Annotated in this window: 29 protein-coding genes; 27 read left to right on the forward strand and 2 right to left on the reverse strand. The window is 58.5% G+C overall.

The annotated features are described in order from the left end of the window. Positions 1–109 precede the first annotated feature (109 nt). A complete protein-coding gene (locus J5286_RS07515) occupies positions 110–541 on the reverse strand; it encodes an NUDIX hydrolase (protein WP_209189962.1) in 432 nt (143 codons plus the stop codon). Positions 542–550: 9 nt separating this feature from the next. Then, positions 551–844, reverse strand: coding sequence for a hypothetical protein (locus tag J5286_RS07520; RefSeq protein WP_018902684.1), 294 nt, complete (start codon positions 842–844; stop codon positions 551–553). Between the two features lie 484 nt (positions 845–1,328). On the opposite strand from J5286_RS07520, the gene rpsL reads away from it, so the two are divergent. The 27 genes from rpsL (at position 1,329) to J5286_RS07655 (ending at position 17,850) form a co-directional block, all read left to right on the forward strand. Beyond that, positions 1,329–1,700, forward strand: a complete 372-nt coding sequence (rpsL, locus tag J5286_RS07525) for a 30S ribosomal protein S12 (protein WP_018902683.1) — start codon at positions 1,329–1,331, stop codon at positions 1,698–1,700. 78 nt (positions 1,701–1,778) lie between these two features. Beyond that, positions 1,779–2,249, forward strand: a complete 471-nt coding sequence (rpsG, locus tag J5286_RS07530) for a 30S ribosomal protein S7 (protein WP_018902682.1) — start codon at positions 1,779–1,781, stop codon at positions 2,247–2,249. A gap of 30 nt (positions 2,250–2,279) precedes the next feature. Continuing rightward, positions 2,280–4,379 carry an elongation factor G gene (fusA, locus tag J5286_RS07535; protein ID WP_112945139.1) on the forward strand — a complete coding sequence of 700 codons (2,100 nt, stop codon included), beginning with the start codon at positions 2,280–2,282 and terminating at the stop codon, positions 4,377–4,379. A 67-nt stretch (positions 4,380–4,446) separates the two neighbouring features. Continuing rightward, positions 4,447–5,622: an elongation factor Tu gene (gene tuf, locus J5286_RS07540; protein WP_111561256.1), complete on the forward strand. Its 1,176-nt coding sequence runs from the start codon at positions 4,447–4,449 to the stop codon at positions 5,620–5,622. A gap of 313 nt (positions 5,623–5,935) precedes the next feature. Next, complete coding sequence (rpsJ, locus tag J5286_RS07545; RefSeq protein ID WP_003547547.1) at positions 5,936–6,244, forward strand: 30S ribosomal protein S10; 309 nt, start codon at positions 5,936–5,938, stop codon at positions 6,242–6,244. A 34-nt stretch (positions 6,245–6,278) separates the two neighbouring features. Beyond that, positions 6,279–6,920: a 50S ribosomal protein L3 gene (gene rplC, locus J5286_RS07550; protein ID WP_047509915.1), complete on the forward strand. Its 642-nt coding sequence runs from the start codon at positions 6,279–6,281 to the stop codon at positions 6,918–6,920. Between the two features lie 13 nt (positions 6,921–6,933). Continuing rightward, the gene (gene rplD, locus J5286_RS07555) at positions 6,934–7,554 is read left to right on the forward strand and encodes a 50S ribosomal protein L4 (RefSeq protein WP_018900275.1); all 621 of its coding nucleotides are present in this window, start codon (positions 6,934–6,936) and stop codon (positions 7,552–7,554) included. Then, positions 7,551–7,844, forward strand: coding sequence for a 50S ribosomal protein L23 (locus J5286_RS07560; RefSeq protein WP_018900274.1), 294 nt, complete (start codon positions 7,551–7,553; stop codon positions 7,842–7,844). Before rplD ends, J5286_RS07560 begins: the two co-directional genes overlap by 4 nt. Positions 7,845–7,855: 11 nt before the next feature. Beyond that, positions 7,856–8,692, forward strand: coding sequence for a 50S ribosomal protein L2 (gene rplB / locus J5286_RS07565; RefSeq protein WP_018900273.1), 837 nt, complete (start codon positions 7,856–7,858; stop codon positions 8,690–8,692). Positions 8,693–8,707: 15 nt separating this feature from the next. Next, the gene (rpsS, locus tag J5286_RS07570; RefSeq protein ID WP_018900272.1) at positions 8,708–8,986 is read left to right on the forward strand and encodes a 30S ribosomal protein S19; all 279 of its coding nucleotides are present in this window, start codon (positions 8,708–8,710) and stop codon (positions 8,984–8,986) included. 2 nt (positions 8,987–8,988) lie between these two features. Next, complete coding sequence (gene rplV, locus J5286_RS07575; protein WP_018900271.1) at positions 8,989–9,381, forward strand: 50S ribosomal protein L22; 393 nt, start codon at positions 8,989–8,991, stop codon at positions 9,379–9,381. Then, the gene (gene rpsC, locus J5286_RS07580) at positions 9,381–10,100 is read left to right on the forward strand and encodes a 30S ribosomal protein S3 (protein ID WP_018900270.1); all 720 of its coding nucleotides are present in this window, start codon (positions 9,381–9,383) and stop codon (positions 10,098–10,100) included. Before rplV ends, rpsC begins: the two co-directional genes overlap by 1 nt. 36 nt (positions 10,101–10,136) lie before the next feature. Then, positions 10,137–10,550, forward strand: coding sequence for a 50S ribosomal protein L16 (gene rplP, locus J5286_RS07585; protein WP_003573792.1), 414 nt, complete (start codon positions 10,137–10,139; stop codon positions 10,548–10,550). Positions 10,551–10,562: 12 nt separating this feature from the next. After that, positions 10,563–10,763, forward strand: a complete 201-nt coding sequence (gene rpmC / locus J5286_RS07590) for a 50S ribosomal protein L29 (protein WP_016553554.1) — start codon at positions 10,563–10,565, stop codon at positions 10,761–10,763. Between the two features lie 4 nt (positions 10,764–10,767). Next, positions 10,768–11,007 (forward strand): 30S ribosomal protein S17, encoded by a 240-nt coding sequence (gene rpsQ / locus J5286_RS07595; RefSeq protein WP_018900269.1) that lies wholly within the window; start codon positions 10,768–10,770, stop codon positions 11,005–11,007. A 262-nt stretch (positions 11,008–11,269) separates the two neighbouring features. Then, a complete protein-coding gene (gene rplN / locus J5286_RS07600) occupies positions 11,270–11,638 on the forward strand; it encodes a 50S ribosomal protein L14 (protein ID WP_018900268.1) in 369 nt (122 codons plus the stop codon). Between the two features lie 12 nt (positions 11,639–11,650). Continuing rightward, positions 11,651–11,953, forward strand: a complete 303-nt coding sequence (gene rplX, locus J5286_RS07605) for a 50S ribosomal protein L24 (protein WP_018900267.1) — start codon at positions 11,651–11,653, stop codon at positions 11,951–11,953. Continuing rightward, entirely contained in the window at positions 11,953–12,510 is a 558-nt protein-coding gene (rplE, locus tag J5286_RS07610; RefSeq protein WP_018900266.1) for a 50S ribosomal protein L5, read from the forward strand. The genes rplX and rplE overlap by 1 nt, the downstream gene beginning before the upstream one ends. A 32-nt stretch (positions 12,511–12,542) precedes the next feature. Next, a complete protein-coding gene (rpsN, locus tag J5286_RS07615; protein ID WP_018900265.1) occupies positions 12,543–12,848 on the forward strand; it encodes a 30S ribosomal protein S14 in 306 nt (101 codons plus the stop codon). Between the two features lie 12 nt (positions 12,849–12,860). Next, on the forward strand, positions 12,861–13,259 hold the full coding sequence (rpsH, locus tag J5286_RS07620; protein ID WP_018900264.1) for a 30S ribosomal protein S8: 399 nt from the start codon (positions 12,861–12,863) through the stop codon (positions 13,257–13,259). A gap of 42 nt (positions 13,260–13,301) precedes the next feature. Beyond that, the gene (gene rplF / locus J5286_RS07625; RefSeq protein ID WP_018900263.1) at positions 13,302–13,835 is read left to right on the forward strand and encodes a 50S ribosomal protein L6; all 534 of its coding nucleotides are present in this window, start codon (positions 13,302–13,304) and stop codon (positions 13,833–13,835) included. Positions 13,836–13,847: 12 nt separating this feature from the next. Further along, entirely contained in the window at positions 13,848–14,210 is a 363-nt protein-coding gene (gene rplR / locus J5286_RS07630) for a 50S ribosomal protein L18 (protein WP_018900262.1), read from the forward strand. A gap of 130 nt (positions 14,211–14,340) precedes the next feature. Further along, positions 14,341–14,910, forward strand: a complete 570-nt coding sequence (rpsE, locus tag J5286_RS07635; protein WP_018900261.1) for a 30S ribosomal protein S5 — start codon at positions 14,341–14,343, stop codon at positions 14,908–14,910. A 13-nt stretch (positions 14,911–14,923) separates the two neighbouring features. Beyond that, positions 14,924–15,133, forward strand: a complete 210-nt coding sequence (gene rpmD / locus J5286_RS07640) for a 50S ribosomal protein L30 (protein ID WP_016553562.1) — start codon at positions 14,924–14,926, stop codon at positions 15,131–15,133. Positions 15,134–15,149: 16 nt separating this feature from the next. Continuing rightward, positions 15,150–15,623, forward strand: coding sequence for a 50S ribosomal protein L15 (gene rplO, locus J5286_RS07645; protein WP_016553563.1), 474 nt, complete (start codon positions 15,150–15,152; stop codon positions 15,621–15,623). 239 nt (positions 15,624–15,862) lie between these two features. Further along, positions 15,863–17,203 (forward strand): preprotein translocase subunit SecY, encoded by a 1,341-nt coding sequence (secY, locus tag J5286_RS07650; protein ID WP_018900260.1) that lies wholly within the window; start codon positions 15,863–15,865, stop codon positions 17,201–17,203. Further along, positions 17,200–17,850 carry an adenylate kinase gene (locus tag J5286_RS07655; protein ID WP_209189827.1) on the forward strand — a complete coding sequence of 217 codons (651 nt, stop codon included), beginning with the start codon at positions 17,200–17,202 and terminating at the stop codon, positions 17,848–17,850. The genes secY and J5286_RS07655 overlap by 4 nt, the downstream gene beginning before the upstream one ends. Positions 17,851–17,916: the final 66 nt, after the last annotated feature.

Here is a 17,916-nt window from a genome sequence, read left to right on the forward strand (position 1 = left end):
CGGCGCCCGGGTCGCAAGACCGGATACCAAGAATTGAAAACCGCCCGGAGCAATCCGGGCGGTTTTTCGTTTCAGGATATGGAAGTGGAGAGCGGGGAGGGCGCGGCGATCAGGCGATCATCGGCAGGCAGTGTTCCATGCCATAGCCCAGCCGGGCTTTCGCTTGCATGAAGTCGATCCAGAAGAAGCGAAACTGGATAGGGTCGCCGCCGCCAAACGGCGTCAGCTCATGGTGCAGCCATGTCTCCGGGTGGTGATCTTGGAGTTCGACATGAAAATAGTGCCGGCGGTGCCAGGCGATACCGCCGATCTTCAGCGAAAAGCGGTAGTCGTGGACGGCAAGCGGGGCGAGGGGAGCTGATGGCGCGAGACCAGTTTCCTCGCGGAATTCCCGCAGCGCCGCCTCGGCGATATTTTCGCCGGTCTCGACCGTTCCGCCCGGCACCTGCCAGAGCACATCGGGAAAGTCCGGCTCGTCGAAAACGAGAAGCCGGTCGCGCCAAGTGGCATAGATCAGCACTTTCAGCGCATCCGGCTCCATCATGTCGGCTCAGCTGAAGCGGATGATCGCGACTTCGCCTTCGACCGCGCCCTTGTAGGCGGACGCATGAGGCTCTTCTTCCGGAATGTCGGTCAGCATGCCGATCTGGTCGAGGTCGGCCTCGATGAAACCTTCCTCGGACAACGCGTTCAACGCCTCGCGAACCGCGCTGTCGTCGTCGGCCGCCTTCAGCATGATGTGCAGATCGACACCTTCGCTGCCATCGGTCTCATAACCCTTGCCGATGATGATGAAGACCATCGGGCCTTCGTTGTTGTTGTCGTTGTCCGGGCTGGTAATCATTCTTCGTCCTTCGATTCGAGATTTGAATCTCATTTCAGGCACTCGGCCTCTGCAATCTCTGATTCCTTAGCCGCTTTCGCTGCAATGCCCAAGTTTATCTTGGCCACCGCACGCGATTTTGTCTAAAAGGTCCGGGCGAGGGCCAAAAGGCCGCGTTTCAAGGCCTTCTCGGGAAGATTATTTGTTAACAGCCTTGACGAGACGACGGGAAACCAGTAGTACCCGCGCCATCGGAACCCATGTGAGGCATGGCCATCTGGGGCGACACGCCCTCGATATCACCTCAAACAAGGTTCGAAACGCACGTTGAAGATATGTTGCCTGCACGCATGACGCATTTCTTTTGCGTCCTCTGCTCTTTGTGGTCCATCTGCGAAAACAGATCGGGCCACGTTTTGCGCATTGAGACAGGCGTGTGATCTTGCCGGAGACGGCGTGAGTTACGCCCGCAAGGGTTTGAGATTTAAACGTAAGGGATGGTTGAATGCCTACCGTAAACCAGCTGATCCGCAAGCCGCGCCAGCCAAACGTAAAGCGTAACAAGGTTCCTGCTCTGCAGGAAAACCCGCAGAAGCGTGGTGTTTGCACCCGCGTCTACACCACGACCCCGAAGAAGCCGAACTCGGCTCTCCGTAAGGTTGCCAAGATCCGTCTGACCAATGGCTTCGAAGTCATCGGCTACATTCCTGGCGAAGGTCACAACCTGCAGGAGCACTCTGTCGTCATGATCCGTGGCGGCCGCGTGAAGGACTTGCCGGGTGTTCGTTACCACATCATCCGCGGCGTTCTCGATACCCAGGGTGTCAAGAACCGCAAGCAGCGCCGCTCCAAGTACGGTGCGAAGCGTCCGAAGTAATTCGGACTTTTTGTAAATTCGGCGCTGCGTGAGGTCCTCCGCGTGATAAAGCGCCTTAACGGTTAAGAGACGAGAAGTATGTCCAGACGTCACAGAGCAGAAAAGCGCGAGATCAACCCGGACCCCAAGTTCGGCGATCTCATCGTCACCAAGTTCATGAATGCAATCATGCTTGACGGCAAGAAGTCCGTCGCTGAAAGCATTGTTTACGGCGCATTTGACTCCGTGCAGAACAAGTCGAAGCAGGAGCCGCTGGTTGTTTTCCACGCCGCCCTCGACAACATTGCTCCGCACGTAGAAGTCCGTTCGCGCCGCGTTGGTGGTGCTACGTACCAGGTTCCGGTCGATGTTCGCCCTGAGCGTCGCCAGGCCCTCGCAATTCGCTGGCTGATCACTGCCGCTCGCAAGCGCAATGAGACGACGATGGTCGATCGCCTTTCCGGCGAACTTCTCGATGCATCCAACAACCGTGGTAGCGCCGTCAAGAAGCGCGAAGACACGCACAAGATGGCTGATGCCAACCGTGCGTTCTCGCATTATCGCTGGTAATCCCGAACGGTTCCCGAAAGGCAGTCCATTATGGCTCGCGAATATAAAATCGAAGACTACCGTAATTTCGGTATCATGGCGCACATCGACGCCGGCAAGACGACGACGACCGAGCGTATCCTTTACTACACCGGCAAGTCGCACAAGATCGGCGAAGTGCACGATGGCGCCGCCACGATGGACTGGATGGAGCAGGAGCAGGAGCGTGGCATCACGATCACGTCCGCTGCGACCACGACCTTCTGGAAGGGTCGCGACGGCAAGATGCGTCGCTTCAACATCATCGACACCCCCGGCCACGTTGACTTCACCATCGAAGTCGAACGTTCGCTGCGCGTTCTCGACGGTGCTGTTGCCCTTCTCGATGCCAACGCAGGCGTAGAGCCGCAGACGGAAACCGTCTGGCGTCAGGCTGAGAAGTACAACGTTCCGCGTATGATCTTCTGCAACAAGATGGACAAGACCGGTGCTGACTTCTACCGCTCGGTAGAAATGATCAAGACCCGTCTCGGCGCCACCGCAGTCGTCATGCAGCTCCCGATCGGCGCAGAAAGCGACTTCAAGGGCGTTGTCGACCTGATCGAGATGAACGCTCTCATCTGGCGCGACGAATCGCTCGGCGCTCAGTGGGACGTCGTCGAAATCCCTGACGACCTGAAGGAAAAGGCTGCCGAATATCGCGAAAAGCTGATCGAGACGGTTGTCGAGATCGACGAAGCCGCGATGGAAGCCTACCTCGAAGGCACCATGCCCGACAACGACCAGATCCGCGCGCTCGTTCGTCGCGGCACGATCGACGTCAAGTTCCACCCGATGTTCTGCGGCACCGCCTTCAAGAACAAGGGCGTTCAGCCGCTGCTCGACGCCGTTGTCGACTACCTGCCGTCGCCGCTCGACATTCCGGCGATCAAGGGCATCGACTTCAAGACCGAAGCCGAAATCGAACGTCATGCTGACGACGCCGAGCCGCTTTCCATGCTCGCGTTCAAGATCATGAACGACCCCTTCGTCGGTTCGCTGACCTTCGCTCGCATCTACTCCGGCAAGCTCGAAAAGGGCGCGTCGGTCATGAACACGGTCAAGGACAAGCGCGAGCGCGTCGGCCGCATGCTGCAGATGCACTCGAACTCGCGTGAAGACATCGAAGAAGCCTTCGCAGGCGACATCGTTGCTCTCGCCGGCCTCAAGGAAACCACCACTGGCGATACGCTCTGCGATCCGCTGAAGCCGGTTATCCTCGAGCGCATGGAATTCCCCGAGCCGGTCATCCAGATCGCGATCGAGCCGAAGACCAAGGGCGACCAGGAAAAGATGGGCCTCGCGCTCAACCGGCTGGCTGCTGAAGACCCGTCCTTCCGCGTGAAGACTGACCAGGAATCCGGTCAGACCATCATCGCCGGCATGGGCGAACTTCACCTCGACATTCTCGTCGACCGCATGCGTCGCGAATTCAAGGTTGAAGCAACCGTCGGTGCTCCGCAGGTTGCCTACCGCGAAACCATCACGCGTCAGCACGAAGAAGACTACACGCACAAGAAGCAGTCCGGTGGTACCGGTCAGTTCGCGCGCGTCAAGATCATCTTCGAACCGAACCCAGAAGGCGACGACTTCAAGTTCGAATCCAAGATCGTCGGCGGTGCTGTTCCGAAGGAATACATCCCGGGCGTTCAGAAGGGTATCGAAAGCGTTCTGTCTTCCGGTCCGCTGGCTGGCTTCCCGATGCTCGGCGTCAAGGCGACGCTCGTTGACGGTGCCTTCCACGACGTTGACTCGTCCGTCCTCGCGTTCGAAATCGCTTCGCGTGCTTGCTTCCGTGAAGCAGCCAAGAAGGCCGGCGCTCAGCTCCTCGAGCCGATGATGAAGGTCGAAGTCGTAACGCCGGAAGATTACGTCGGCGACGTCATCGGTGACCTGAACTCCCGCCGTGGTCAGATCCAGGGTCAGGAACAGCGCGGCATCGCGATCGTCATCAACGCCAACGTTCCGCTGGCGAACATGTTCAAGTACGTCGACAACCTGCGCTCCATGTCGCAGGGCCGCGCACAGTACACGATGACCTTCGATCACTACTCGCCGGTCCCGTCGAACGTCGCAACCGAGATCCAGGCAAAGTATTCCGGTCAGAAGTGACCGGAATACCAATTGACCGATAACAAGAATTAAGTCCCCCGCGGACTTGCAAGAATGGAGAGCCTAAATGGCAAAGAGCAAATTTGAGCGCAACAAGCCGCACGTTAACATCGGCACGATCGGCCACGTTGACCACGGCAAGACGTCTCTGACGGCAGCGATCACCAAGTATTTCGGCGAGTTCAAGGCGTACGACCAGATCGACGCTGCACCGGAAGAAAAGGCACGCGGCATCACCATCTCGACGGCACACGTCGAGTACGAGACGGCCAACCGTCACTATGCCCACGTTGATTGCCCCGGCCACGCCGACTACGTCAAGAACATGATCACCGGTGCTGCCCAGATGGACGGCGCGATCCTGGTTTGCTCGGCTGCTGACGGCCCGATGCCGCAGACCCGCGAGCACATCCTGCTCGCTCGTCAGGTTGGCGTTCCGGCTCTGGTCGTGTTCCTCAACAAGGTCGACCAGGTCGACGACGCGGAACTGCTCGAACTCGTCGAGATGGAAGTTCGCGAACTTCTGTCGTCCTACGACTTCCCGGGCGACGACGTTCCTGTCGTCAAGGGTTCGGCTCTGGCCGCTCTCAACGATTCGGACAAGAAGATCGGCGAAGACGCCGTTCGCGAACTGATGGCCGCTGTCGACGCCTACATCCCGACGCCTGAGCGTCCGATCGACCAGCCGTTCCTGATGCCGATCGAAGACGTGTTCTCGATCTCGGGTCGTGGTACGGTTGTGACCGGTCGCGTCGAGCGCGGCATCGTCAAGGTTGGTGAAGAAGTCGAAATCGTCGGCATCCGCGCCACCTCGAAGACGACGGTTACCGGCGTTGAAATGTTCCGCAAGCTGCTCGATCAGGGCCAGGCTGGCGACAACATCGGCGCTCTGGTTCGCGGTGTTAACCGTGACGGCGTTGAGCGTGGTCAGATCCTGTGCAAGCCGGGCTCTGTCAAGCCGCACAAGAAGTTCATGGCAGAAGCCTACATCCTGACGAAGGAAGAAGGCGGCCGTCATACGCCGTTCTTCACCAACTACCGTCCGCAGTTCTACTTCCGCACGACGGACGTTACCGGCATCGTTTCGCTGCCGGAAGGCACGGAAATGGTTATGCCTGGCGACAACGTCACGGTTGCTGTTGAACTGATCGTTCCGATCGCGATGGAAGAAAAGCTGCGCTTCGCTATCCGCGAAGGCGGCCGTACCGTCGGCGCTGGCATCGTTGCCTCGATCATCGAGTAATCATTGAGATCGGCCGTCTCGCAAGAGACGGCCGCTTCGATGACATTATTATGAAGCAAGTGGCTTTAGCCGCTTGCTTATTACAAAGAAATACGGCACATGGCGCGCAAGCGCTGTTTGCGCGCTGCTTCGTTGTTTCGAAGCGGCAGACTGAAGCTAACATAAAGGTGGCCGAAAGGCCTGAAGACTGGATAGGGATGCCGGTTTCCGACGTCCCTCTCGATCTTTGAAACCGGTGGTCCGCCTTTAGGGAAGAAAACAACCCGTGCCTTGAACAAGGGCGCGTAAGTAACAAACACAAGGATAACGTCGAATGAACGGCCAAAATATCCGCATTCGCCTGAAGGCGTTCGATCACCGCATTCTCGACGCTTCGACGCGCGAGATCGTGTCGACGGCGAAGCGCACCGGCGCAAGCGTCCGGGGCCCCGTTCCGCTTCCGACTCGCATCGAGAAGTTTACGGTAAACCGGTCCCCACACATCGACAAGAAGAGCCGCGAGCAGTTCGAGATGCGCACGCATAAGCGCCTCCTCGACATCGTTGACCCGACACCGCAGACGGTAGACGCGCTGATGAAGCTCGATCTCGCCGCTGGTGTCGATGTTGAGATCAAGCTCTGAGCCTAGCTCGAGCTGAGTTGGAAGGATTGAACCGATGCGTTCAGGTGTGATTGCACAGAAGATCGGCATGACCCGCGTCTATAACGACGCCGGCGAACATGTTCCGGTAACAGTACTGCGTATGGAAGGCTGCCAGGTCGTAGCCCAGCGCACAGTAGAAAAGAACGGCTACGCCGCAGTTCAGCTTGGTGCTGGCACGGCGAAGGTCAAGAACACGTCCAAGGCGATGCGCGGCAATTTCGCTATTGCCAACGTCGAGCCGAAGGCCAAGCTCGCTGAATTCCGCGTAACGGAAGACAACCTGCTTGACGTCGGCACCGAGCTCAAGGCTGGCCACTTCGCCACCGGTCAGCTCGTCGATGTCACCGGCACGACGATTGGTAAGGGCTTTGCCGGCGCCATGAAGCGTCACGGCTTCGGCGGTCTGCGCGCCACGCACGGTGTGTCGGTTTCGCACCGCTCGCACGGTTCGACCGGCTCGCGCCAGGATCCGGGCAAGGTTTTCAAGAATAAGAAGATGGCTGGTCACATGGGCCAGACGCGCGTAACGACTCAGAACCTTGAAGTGGTTTCGACCGACGAAGATCGTGGTCTGATCCTGATCAAGGGTGCAGTACCCGGTTCCAAGGGTGCCTGGATCATCGTGCGCGACGCCGTCAAGTCGGCCGCGAAGTAAGGGAGCCAGACCAATGGAATTCAACGTCAAGACCCTCGAGGGAAAAGACGCAGGGAAGGTTTCTCTTTCTGACGCGATTTTCGGTCTCGAGCCCCGCGAAGACATTCTCGCCCGCGTAATCCGCTGGCAGCTTGCCAAGAAGCAGCAGGGCACTCACCAGGCTAAGGGCCGCGCCGACGTATGGCGCACCGGCGCCAAGATGTACAAGCAGAAGGGTACGGGCCGCGCTCGTCACCATTCGGCTCGCGCTCCGCAGTTCCGCGGCGGTGGTAAGGCTCACGGCCCGGTTGCTCGCAGCCACGAACACGACCTTCCGAAGAAGGTTCGCGCTCTCGGCCTGCGTCTGGCTCTGTCGGCTAAGCTGAAGTCCGATGATGTCATCATCATCGACAACCTGGTTGCTGCTGAAGCAAAGACCAAGGCTCTGGCTTCGACCTTCGCAACGCTCGGCCTGACCAACGCTCTCTTCATCGGCGGCGCCGAACTTGATGGCAACTTCAAGCTCGCAGCCAAGAACATCCCGAACATCGATGTTCTGCCGATCCAGGGCATCAACGTTTATGACATCGTGCGCCGTGGCAAGCTCGTGCTTTCCAAGGCTGCCGTTGAAGCTCTAGAGGAGCGTTTCAAGTGACCGATCTTCGCCACTATGATGTGATCGTCTCGCCGTCGATCACCGAAAAGTCCACTCTGGTATCGGAAAACAACCAGGTTGTTTTCAACGTCGCTAAGACGGCGTCGAAGCCGGAAATCAAGGCTGCAGTCGAGGCGCTCTTCGGCGTCAAGGTCACGGCCGTCAACACTCTGCTCCGCAAGGGCAAGACCCGTCGTTTCCGCGGTTTTGTCGGCAAGCAGAAGGACGTGAAGAAGGCAATCGTGACTTTGGCTGAAGGCCAGACGATCGACGTCTCCACCGGTCTCTGAGGAATAAAAACATGGCATTGAAAACATTCAATCCTACGACCCCGAGCCAGCGTCAGCTGGTCATCGTCGACCGCTCTTCGCTCTACAAGGGCAAGCCGGTCAAGGCGCTGACGCAGGGTCTGACCAAGAGCGGCGGTCGTAACAACCTCGGTCGCATCACGGCTCGCTTCATCGGCGGCGGTCACAAGCGTACGTATCGTCTGATCGACTTCAAGCGTCGCAAGTTCGAAGTTGAAGGCACGGTCGAGCGTATCGAATACGACCCGAACCGTACCGCGTTCATCGCGCTCATCTCCTACGCCGACGGCGAACAGGCCTACATCATCGCTCCGCAGCGCCTTGCTGCCGGCGACAAGGTCATCGCCTCTGAAAAGGCTGTGGACGTAAAGCCGGGCAACACCATGCCCCTGCAGTACATCCCGGTTGGCTCCATCATCCACAACGTGGAAATGAAGCCGGGCAAGGGCGGTCAGATCGCTCGCTCCGCTGGTTCCTACGCACAGCTCGTAGGCCGCGATGCGGGTCTCGCGATCCTTCGTCTGAACTCTGGCGAACAGCGCCTCGTGCCGGGCTCCTGCCTTGCTTCGATCGGTGCGGTTTCGAACCCTGACCACGCCAACATAAACGACGGCAAGGCCGGTCGTACCGTATGGCGCGGCAAGCGTCCGCATAACCGCGGTGTTGTCATGAACCCTGTCGACCACCCGCACGGTGGTGGTGAAGGCCGCACTTCCGGTGGTCGTCACCCGGTTACCCCTTGGGGTAAGCCGACCAAGGGCAAGCGCACCCGGTCGAACAAGTCGACCGACAAGATGATCATGCGCTCGCGTCATCAGCGTAAGAAGTAAGAGAGGAAGTCTCCAATGGCTCGTTCAGTATGGAAAGGTCCGTTCGTTGACGGCTATCTTCTCAAGAAGGCTGAGAAGGTTCGTGAAGGCGGACGTGCAGAAGTAATCAAGATCTGGAGCCGTCGCTCCACGATCCTGCCCCAGTTCGTCGGTCTCACCTTCGGCGTCTACAACGGCAGCAAGCATATTCCGGTCAACGTCAATGAAGACATGGTCGGTCACAAATTCGGTGAATTCTCTCCGACCCGGACCTACTACGGTCACGGTGCGGACAAGAAGGCAAAGAGGAAGTAACGATGGGCAAGGCAAAAGCCGAACGCCGGCTGAAGGACAACGAGGCGCAAGCAGTCGCCCGCACGCTCCGCGTCAGCCCACAGAAGCTCAACCTGGTTGCCGCGGCTATCCGCGGCAAGAAGGTCGAGCGCGCACTCGCTGAGCTGGAATTCTCCCGCAAGCGCATCGCAGGCGCCGTCAAGAAGACGCTCGAATCTGCGATCGCAAACGCCGAGAACAACCATGATCTCGACGTTGACTCGCTGGTCGTAGCGGAAGCTTACGTTGGCAAGTCGATCGTCATGAAGCGTTTCCACGCTCGTGGCCGTGGTCGTGCATCGCGCATCGAAAAGCCCTTTGCGCACCTCACGATCGTTGTTCGCGAAGTTGAAGCCGCCACCGAGGAGGCCGCATAATGGGTCAGAAAATCAATCCAATTGGTTTCCGTCTTGGCATCAACCGTACCTGGGATAGCCGCTGGTTCGCGGACAATGCCGAATACGGTCAGCTGCTGCACGAAGACCTGAAGATGCGCAAGTTCGTCATGAGCGAACTGAAGCAGGCTGGTATCTCCAAGGTGGTTATCGAGCGTCCGCACAAGAAGTGCCGCGTTACGATCCACTCGGCTCGTCCGGGCCTGATCATCGGCAAGAAGGGCGCAGACATCGACAAGCTCCGCAAGAAGCTGTCGGACATGACGAACTCCGAAACGCACCTCAACATCGTTGAAGTTCGCAAGCCGGAAGTCGACGCTGTTCTGGTCGCTCAGTCGATCGCTCAGCAGCTCGAGCGTCGTGTTGCTTTCCGTCGCGCCATGAAGCGCGCCGTTCAGTCCGCAATGCGTCTTGGCGCCGAAGGCATCAAGATCACCTGCGCGGGCCGTCTCGGCGGTGCTGAAATCGCTCGTACGGAATGGTACCGCGAAGGTCGCGTGCCGCTGCATACGCTGCGCGCTGACATCGACTACGGCACAGCCGAAGCGGAAACCGCTTTCGGTATCTGCGGCATCAAGGTTTGGATCTTCAAGGGCGAAATCCTTGAGCACGATCCGATGGCCTCCGAGCGCCGCGCACTCGAGGGTGATGCTCAGGGTCCGGCTAGCCGTGACCGCGATCGTCGCCGCGACAACGCTTAATAGCGTTGGTGGCAGATAAGTTCGGAGAATAAGAAAATGTTGCAGCCAAAGCGTACCAAGTACCGCAAGCAATTTAAGGGCCGCATCAAGGGCGTCGCCAAGGGTGGTTCCGACCTCGCCTTCGGTGAATTCGGCCTTAAGGCTCAGGAGCCAAACCGCGTAAATGCACGCGAGATCGAAGCGGCCCGCCGCGCGATCACGCGCTACATGAAGCGTGCTGGCCGTGTATGGATCCGCGTGTTCCCGGATGTTCCGGTAACCGCAAAGCCGACCGAAGTCCGTATGGGTAAGGGTAAGGGCTCTGTTGAATATTGGGCATGCAAGGTCAAGCCAGGCCGCATGATGTTCGAGATCGACGGCGTCAGCGAAGAAATCGCTCGCGAAGCGCTTCGCCTCGGCTCTGCCAAGCTCTCGGTCAAGACGCGCTTCGTACAGCGCATTGCAGAGTAAGGAGCAAGGCACATGAAAGCCGAAGAAGTTCGCGGCCTGACGGCCGATCAGCTCAAGGACAAGCTCGCCGACCTGAAGAAGGAGCAGTTCAACCTGCGCTTCCAGAAGGCCACCGGTCAGCTCGAAAAGTCCTCCCGCGTCAACGAAGTTCGCAAGGACATCGCCCGCGTGAAAACCATTGCCCGCCAGAAGGCGGCAGAAGCAAAGGCCTAAGAATATGCCGAAGCGCATCCTGCAGGGCGTCGTCGTTGGCGACAAGAACGAGAAGACTGTAGTTGTCCGCGTTGAGCGTCGTTTCGCTCATCCGCTGATGCAGAAGACCGTTCGTCGTTCCAAGAAGTACAAGGCCCACGACGAAAACAATCAGTACAAGATTGGCGATACCGTATCCATCGAGGAATGCGCGCCGATCTCCAAGGACAAGTGCTGGACGGTCATTTCCGGCCAGGCAAAGTAAGAATTTCTCGCGAGGCCTTGCGTCTCGCGGAAATTTCTGTATGAAGCAGCGTCAGAACGCTCGTTCGTCGAGCGTTCTTTTGCTTTGAGCGCACGGAAGGTCCCGTTTGGGAAACCACCCTGGCACGATCGATCCCGCGCTAGTCAAGCTATTGCCGTGTTTTCGCCTGCTCTCGTGGCAAGCGGCCGGCTGACAATTTTCATATGCCGGGGTAGGGGGCGACAGCCCAACCATTCCGGTAAACACAAGAAGGCGACCTGATATGATTCAGATGCAAACAAACCTCGACGTGGCGGATAATTCCGGCGCACGTCGTGTCATGTGCATCAAGGTGCTGGGCGGTTCTAAGCGCAAGTATGCCTCGATCGGCGACGTTATCGTCGTTTCGATCAAGGAAGCTATTCCGCGCGGCCGCGTGAAGAAGGGTGACGTGATGAAGGCGGTTGTCGTTCGCACCGCCAAGGAAATCCGTCGCGTAGATGGTTCCATCATCCGCTTCGACACCAATGCAGCAGTCCTCATCGACAACAAGAAAGAGCCGATCGGCACCCGTATCTTCGGACCGGTTCCGCGCGAACTTCGCGCCAAGAACCACATGAAGATCATCTCGCTCGCTCCAGAAGTTCTGTAAGGAGCACGAACGATGCAAAAGATTCGTAAGGGCGACACGGTCGTCATGCTCGCAGGCAAGGACAAGGGCCGTACCGGCGAAGTCCTTCAGGTTCTGCCCAAGGAAGATCGCGCCGTAGTCCGTGGCGTCAACGTCGTGAAGCGCCATCAGCGCCAGACGCAGACCCAGGAAGCCGGCATCATCAGCAAGGAAGCCTCGGTTCACTTGTCCAACGTCTCGATCATCGACAAGGACGGCAAGCCGACCCGCGTTGGTTTCAAGGTTGTTGACGGCAAGAAGGTCCGTGTGGCCAAGCGTTCTGGTGAGGTGATCTGATGGCTCAGGCAAAGTACGAGCCGCGGCTCAAGAAGGAATATGTCGAGCGCATCCGCGCGGCGATGCAGGAGAAGTTCTCCTACGCCAACGAGATGATGATCCCGAAGCTCGACAAGATCGTAATCAACATGGGTGTTGGTGAAGCAACGGCTGATTCGAAGAAGCCGACTGTTGCTGCAGCTGACCTGGCCGCTATCGCTGGTCAGAAGCCGGTCATCACCCGTGCACGCAACTCCATCGCTGGCTTCAAGGTCCGCGAAGATATGCCGATCGGCGCAAAGGTTACCCTGCGCGGCGCTCGCATGTACGAGTTCCTGGACCGTCTCGTGAATATCGCGCTTCCGCGCGTTCGCGACTTCCGCGGCCTGAACCCGAAGAGCTTTGACGGCCGTGGCAACTTCGCCATGGGCATCAAGGAGCACATTGTGTTCCCTGAGATCAACTACGATAAGGTTGATCAGATGTGGGGCATGGACATCATCGTTTGCACGACGGCCACCAAGGACGACGAAGCACGGGCTCTGCTCACAGAGTTCAACTTCCCGTTCCGTCAGTAACCGTAACGACGAGCGTAGAAAAGGAACCACACATGGCGAAGACCAGCGCAGTTGAAAAGAACAAGCGCCGCCGTATTACGGTCGCCAACCAGGCCGCTAAGCGCGCCGAGTTGAAGGCGATCATCATGAACCAGGCTCTTCCGATCGAAGACCGGTTCAAGGCCTCGATCAAGCTGGCATCCCTGCCGCGCGATGGATCGAAGACCCGTATTCGCAACCGTTGTGAAGTATCGGGCCGTCCGCGCGCATACTACCGCAAACTGCGCATGTCGCGTATCGCGCTGCGTGAACTCGGCAATCTCGGCAAGGTGCCGGGCATCGTCAAGTCCAGCTGGTAAGGAGCAGGTTAGATGACAATGACTGATCCGTTGGGCGATATGCTCACCCGCATCCGTAACGGCGCTTCCCGCCGCAAGTCGTCGGTCTCGACGCCTGCTTCGAAGCTCCGTGCACGTGTTCTCGATGTTCTCCAGGCTGAAGGCTACATCCGTGGCTACGCTCTTGTCGATTTCGGCAATGGCAAGTCTGAAATCAACATCGAGTTGAAGTACTACGAAGGCGCATCGGTGATCCGTGAGATCGGCCGTGTGTCCAAGCCGGGCCGCCGGGTTTATGTCTCGGTCAAGTCCATTCCGCAGGTCGCGAACGGTCTCGGCATCACCATCCTTTCGACTCCGAAGGGTGTGATGGCTGATCACCAGGCTCGCGAACAGAACGTTGGTGGCGAGGTTCTTTGCTCGGTATTCTAATACCGAGCATCGATCTCCATAGCGAACAGACAGGATATAAAAATGTCTCGTATCGGTAAGAAGCCCGTTCAGATTCCTGCTGGGATTACGGCTACGGTCGAAGGCCAGAAGGTTACTGCAAAGGGCCCGAAGGGCGAGCTGTTCTTCGTCGCAAACGACGAAGTCGGCGTTAAGCTCGAAAACAATGCGGTTGTCGTGACGCCGCTCACGCAGTCGAAGGATGCTCGTTCGAAGTGGGGCATGTCCCGCACGATGATCGAGAACATCTTCACGGGTGTTAAGGACGGCTACGAGCGCAAGCTCGAAATCAACGGCGTTGGTTACCGCGCGTCGCTTCAGGGCAAGAACCTGCAGCTCGCTCTCGGTTTCAGCCACGACGTGGTTTATGAGCCGCCGGTCGGCATCACGATCGCTGTGCCGAAGCCTACTGAAATTGTTGTCACTGGCATCAATAAGCAGCAGGTCGGCCAGGTCGCCGCTGAAATCCGCGAATACCGCGGTCCTGAGCCTTACAAGGGCAAGGGCGTCAAGTATGCCGGCGAACGTATCGTTCGCAAAGAAGGCAAGAAGAAGTAAGGATCACGCGAAATGGCTAGCAGGAAAGAAGCACTTGCACGTCGTGCCAACCGCGTGCGCCGTCATCTCAAGTCGGTGGCTAATGGCCGTCCGCGCCTGTCGGTTCATCGCTCCTCGAAGAACATCTACGTTCAGGTTATCGACGATGTTGCCGGCAAGACCCTCGCGGCTGCCTCGACGCTCGATAAGGACCTGCGCGGTTCTCTGAAGACCGGTGCTGACACCGCGGCAGCTGCCGCCGTTGGCAAGCTCGTCGCCGAGCGCGCCTCCAAGGCTGGTGTCAAGGAAGTCGTATTCGACCGTGGCGCCTTCATCTATCACGGCCGTATCAAGGCCCTGGCAGATGCAGCCCGCGAAGGCGGTCTGACCTTCTAATGAATTTCCGGCCGGGGCTCAGTGCTTCGGCCGGATTTTAACCGGACCGCAAACGCTCCTCGATAGGGGAGGCTGCTGCGGTCCTCGTGTTGTCTGCCGTTCCACCCGCAAAAGAAAAAGGAAAAGGACAATGGCACAGGAAAGAAAAGGTTCGCGCGACGATCGCCAGAACCGCGAAGAGCGCGATAGCGAATTCGTCGACAAGCTGGTCGCGATCAACCGCGTCGCCAAGGTCGTCAAGGGCGGCCGTCGTTTCGGTTTTGCAGCCCTCGTCGTCGTCGGTGACCAGAAGGGCCGCGTTGGCTTCGGTCACGGCAAGGCACGTGAAGTGCCGGAAGCAATCCGCAAGGCAACTGAAGCTGCCAAGCGCGAACTGATCTTCGTACCGCTGCGTGACGGCCGTACGCTGCATCACGACGTTCACGGCCGCCACGGCGCCGGCAAGGTTCTGCTTCGTTCGGCCAAGGTCGGTACCGGTATCATCGCCGGTGGTCCGATGCGCGCTGTTTTCGAAACGCTCGGCGTTCACGACGTCGTCGCCAAGTCGACCGGTTCCTCGAACCCATACAACATGGTTCGCGCTACCTTCGACGCTCTGAAGCATCAGGTTCACCCGAAGGACATCGCAGCACAGCGCGGCATCAAGTATGCAACGCTTCAGGCTCGCCGTGCCGCTTCCGGTAACGCTTCTGAAGAATAAGAGGAGCTGATCCATGGCCAAGGCTACAAAGAAGACCGAAGCAAAGACGGTTACCGTCGAGCAGATCGGCAGCCCGATTCGCCGTCCGGATGTCCAGCAGCGCACGCTGATCGGTCTCGGGCTGAACAAGATGCACCGTCGTCGCACGCTGGAAGATACCCCTTCCGTTCGTGGCATGATCCGTGCTGTCCAGCATCTCGTTCGCATCGTCGACGAGAAGTAAGCAGGGAGTATTCGCTATGAAACTCAATGAAATCAAAGACAACGAAGGTTCGACCCATAGCCGCAAGCGCCTCGGCCGCGGTATCGGTTCGGGCTCCGGCAAGACCGGTGGTCGCGGTGTCAAGGGTCAGAAGTCCCGTTCGGGCGTAGCCATCAACGGCTTCGAAGGCGGTCAGATGCCAATCTACCGTCGCCTGCCGAAGCGCGGCTTCAACAACATCTTCAAGGCCGACTTCGTTGTTGTGTCCCTGGAGCGTGTTCAGGCTGCTATCGACGCTGGCAAGCTCGACGCCAAGTCCACGGTTGATGCAGCGGCTCTCAAGGCTGCCGGCGTTATCCGTCGCGTCAAGGACGGCGTTCGCGTTCTCGCCGACGGCGAGCTGAAGGCAAAGGTCAAGTTCGAAGTTGCTGGCGCTTCCAAGCCGGCAGTCGAAAAGATCGAAAAGGCTGGCGGTTCCGTCACGCTTCTTTCCGCCGCAGCTGCAGAATAATTTAATCTATGATAAACCGCCCGGGGTGCTTCACACCGGGCGGTTTTGCTCCCATATGTGAGCCTCACAAAAACCGGTCGGATGCACGTGCGTCAGGACAGGTTAGACGAACAACAGGGTGAGGCATAGGTTGCGCCCGCAATCCGTCCGAAGCCCGCTTTTGAATAATTCAGAAATGCCGATCCGGCGTTCTGCCTTTCGCTTGGTCAGAGCCCGAAACCGGTAGCGCGGAGATACGCATGGCGTCTGCAGCGGAACAGTTGGCTTCCAACCTCAATTTCTCGACCTTCGCCAAAGCCGAGGATCTCAAGAAGCGCCTGTGGTTTACACTGGCAGCTCTCCTCGTCTATCGGTTGGGAACGCACATTCCGCTTCCCGGCCTTAACCCGCAGGCCTATGCACAGGCCTTCCAGGGTCAGGCAGGCGGCATTCTCGGCCTCTTCAACATGTTCTCGGGCGGCGCTGTTCAGCGCATGGCGATCTTCGCGCTCGGCATCATGCCCTACATTTCCGCTTCGATTATCGTGCAGCTGATGACCTCGGTCGTGCCTGCGCTCGAGAACCTGAAGAAGGAAGGCGAGCAGGGTCGCAAGATCATCAACCAGTACACCCGCTACGGCACCGTGCTTCTCGGCACGTTGCAGGCTTATGGCATTGCCATTGGTCTTGAGAGCGGACAGGGGCTCGTGGTCGACCCGGGCATCTTCTTCCGCGTCTCCACGGTCATCACGCTGCTCGGCGGCACGATGTTCCTGATGTGGCTCGGCGAGCAGATCACGTCGCGCGGTATCGGTAACGGCATCTCGCTCATCATCTTCGCCGGCATCGCCGCTGGCCTGCCTTCGGCTCTTGCCGGTACGCTCGAACTCGGCCGCACAGGCGCGCTGTCGACGAGCCTCATCCTGCTGGTCATCGTCGTTGCGATCGCCGTCATCGCGATCATCGTCTTCGTCGAACGCGCCCAGCGCCGCCTTCTGATCCAGTATCCGAAGCGCCAGGTGGGCAACCGCATGTTCCAGGGCGATACCTCGCACCTGCCGCTGAAGCTCAACACCTCGGGTGTTATCCCGGCGATCTTCTCGTCCTCGCTGCTGCTCCTGCCGGCAACGATCGCGGGCTTCGCCAGCACCACCAACATGCCGACTTGGGTAACCTCCATCGTCGCGGCTCTTGGCCATGGCCAGCCGCTCTACATGCTTCTCTACGGTCTGCTGATCGCCTTCTTCGCCTTCTTCTACACGGCTATCGTCTTCAATCCGAAGGACACGGCCGACAATCTGAAGAAGCATGGCGGCTTCATCCCGGGCATCCGTCCCGGTGAGCGCACCGCCGAGTACATTGACTACGTGCTGACCCGCATCACGGTCATCGGCGCGATCTACCTCGTATTCGTCTGCATTCTTCCAGAAATCCTCGTGTCGCAGACAGGGATTCCATTATCCCTTGGTGGCACTTCGCTTTTGATTGTCGTTAGCGTAACTCTTGATACGGTCGCGCAGATTCAGGGTCACCTGATCGCGCAGCAGTACGAAGGCCTGATCAAGAAATCGAAGTTGCGTGGAGGAAAGAGGGGTCGATGAGACTTATACTTTTGGGGCCGCCGGGCGCGGGTAAGGGGACTCAAGCTCAGCGGATCGTGGAAAAGTACGGCATTCCGCAACTTTCCACGGGTGACATGCTTCGCGCCGCCGTTCAGGCCGGTACCGAAGTTGGCAAGCGCGCCAAGGCCGTCATGGACGCTGGCAAGCTGGTCTCTGACGACATCGTCATCGCAATCGTGTCGGAGCGTATCGACCAGCCCGATTGCGAGAATGGCTTCATCCTCGACGGTTTCCCGCGCACGCTGGTTCAGGCCGATGCGACGGAAGCCATGCTCAAGGGCAAGGGCATCGAACTGTCGAAGGTCGTCGAAATCCAGGTTGACGATGCTATCCTCGCGGACCGCGTTTCGGGCCGTTATACCTGTGCGAACTGTGGTGCCGGCTATCACGACACCAACGTCAAGCCAAAGGTGGAAGGGGTCTGCGACCGCTGTGGTTCGACTCACTTCAAGCGTCGTCCCGATGACAACCGCGAAACCGTGGTGACGCGTCTCGGCGCTTACTACAAGGAAACATCGCCGCTGATCGGCTACTACTATGCCAAGGGCAAGTTGGAGTCGGTGGATGGCATGGCAGACATCGATCACGTCACCGGCGAGATCGAGGGCATACTTTCGAAGCTGTAAGGCTTTGGAAATAAAACTTGGCGGGAGCGGTTGCTTTTCAGCACTGATTCCGTTAAACACCGCGCC

The organism is Rhizobium sp. 16-488-2b (assembly GCF_017741815.1).
Classification (GTDB): domain Bacteria; phylum Pseudomonadota; class Alphaproteobacteria; order Rhizobiales; family Rhizobiaceae; genus Rhizobium.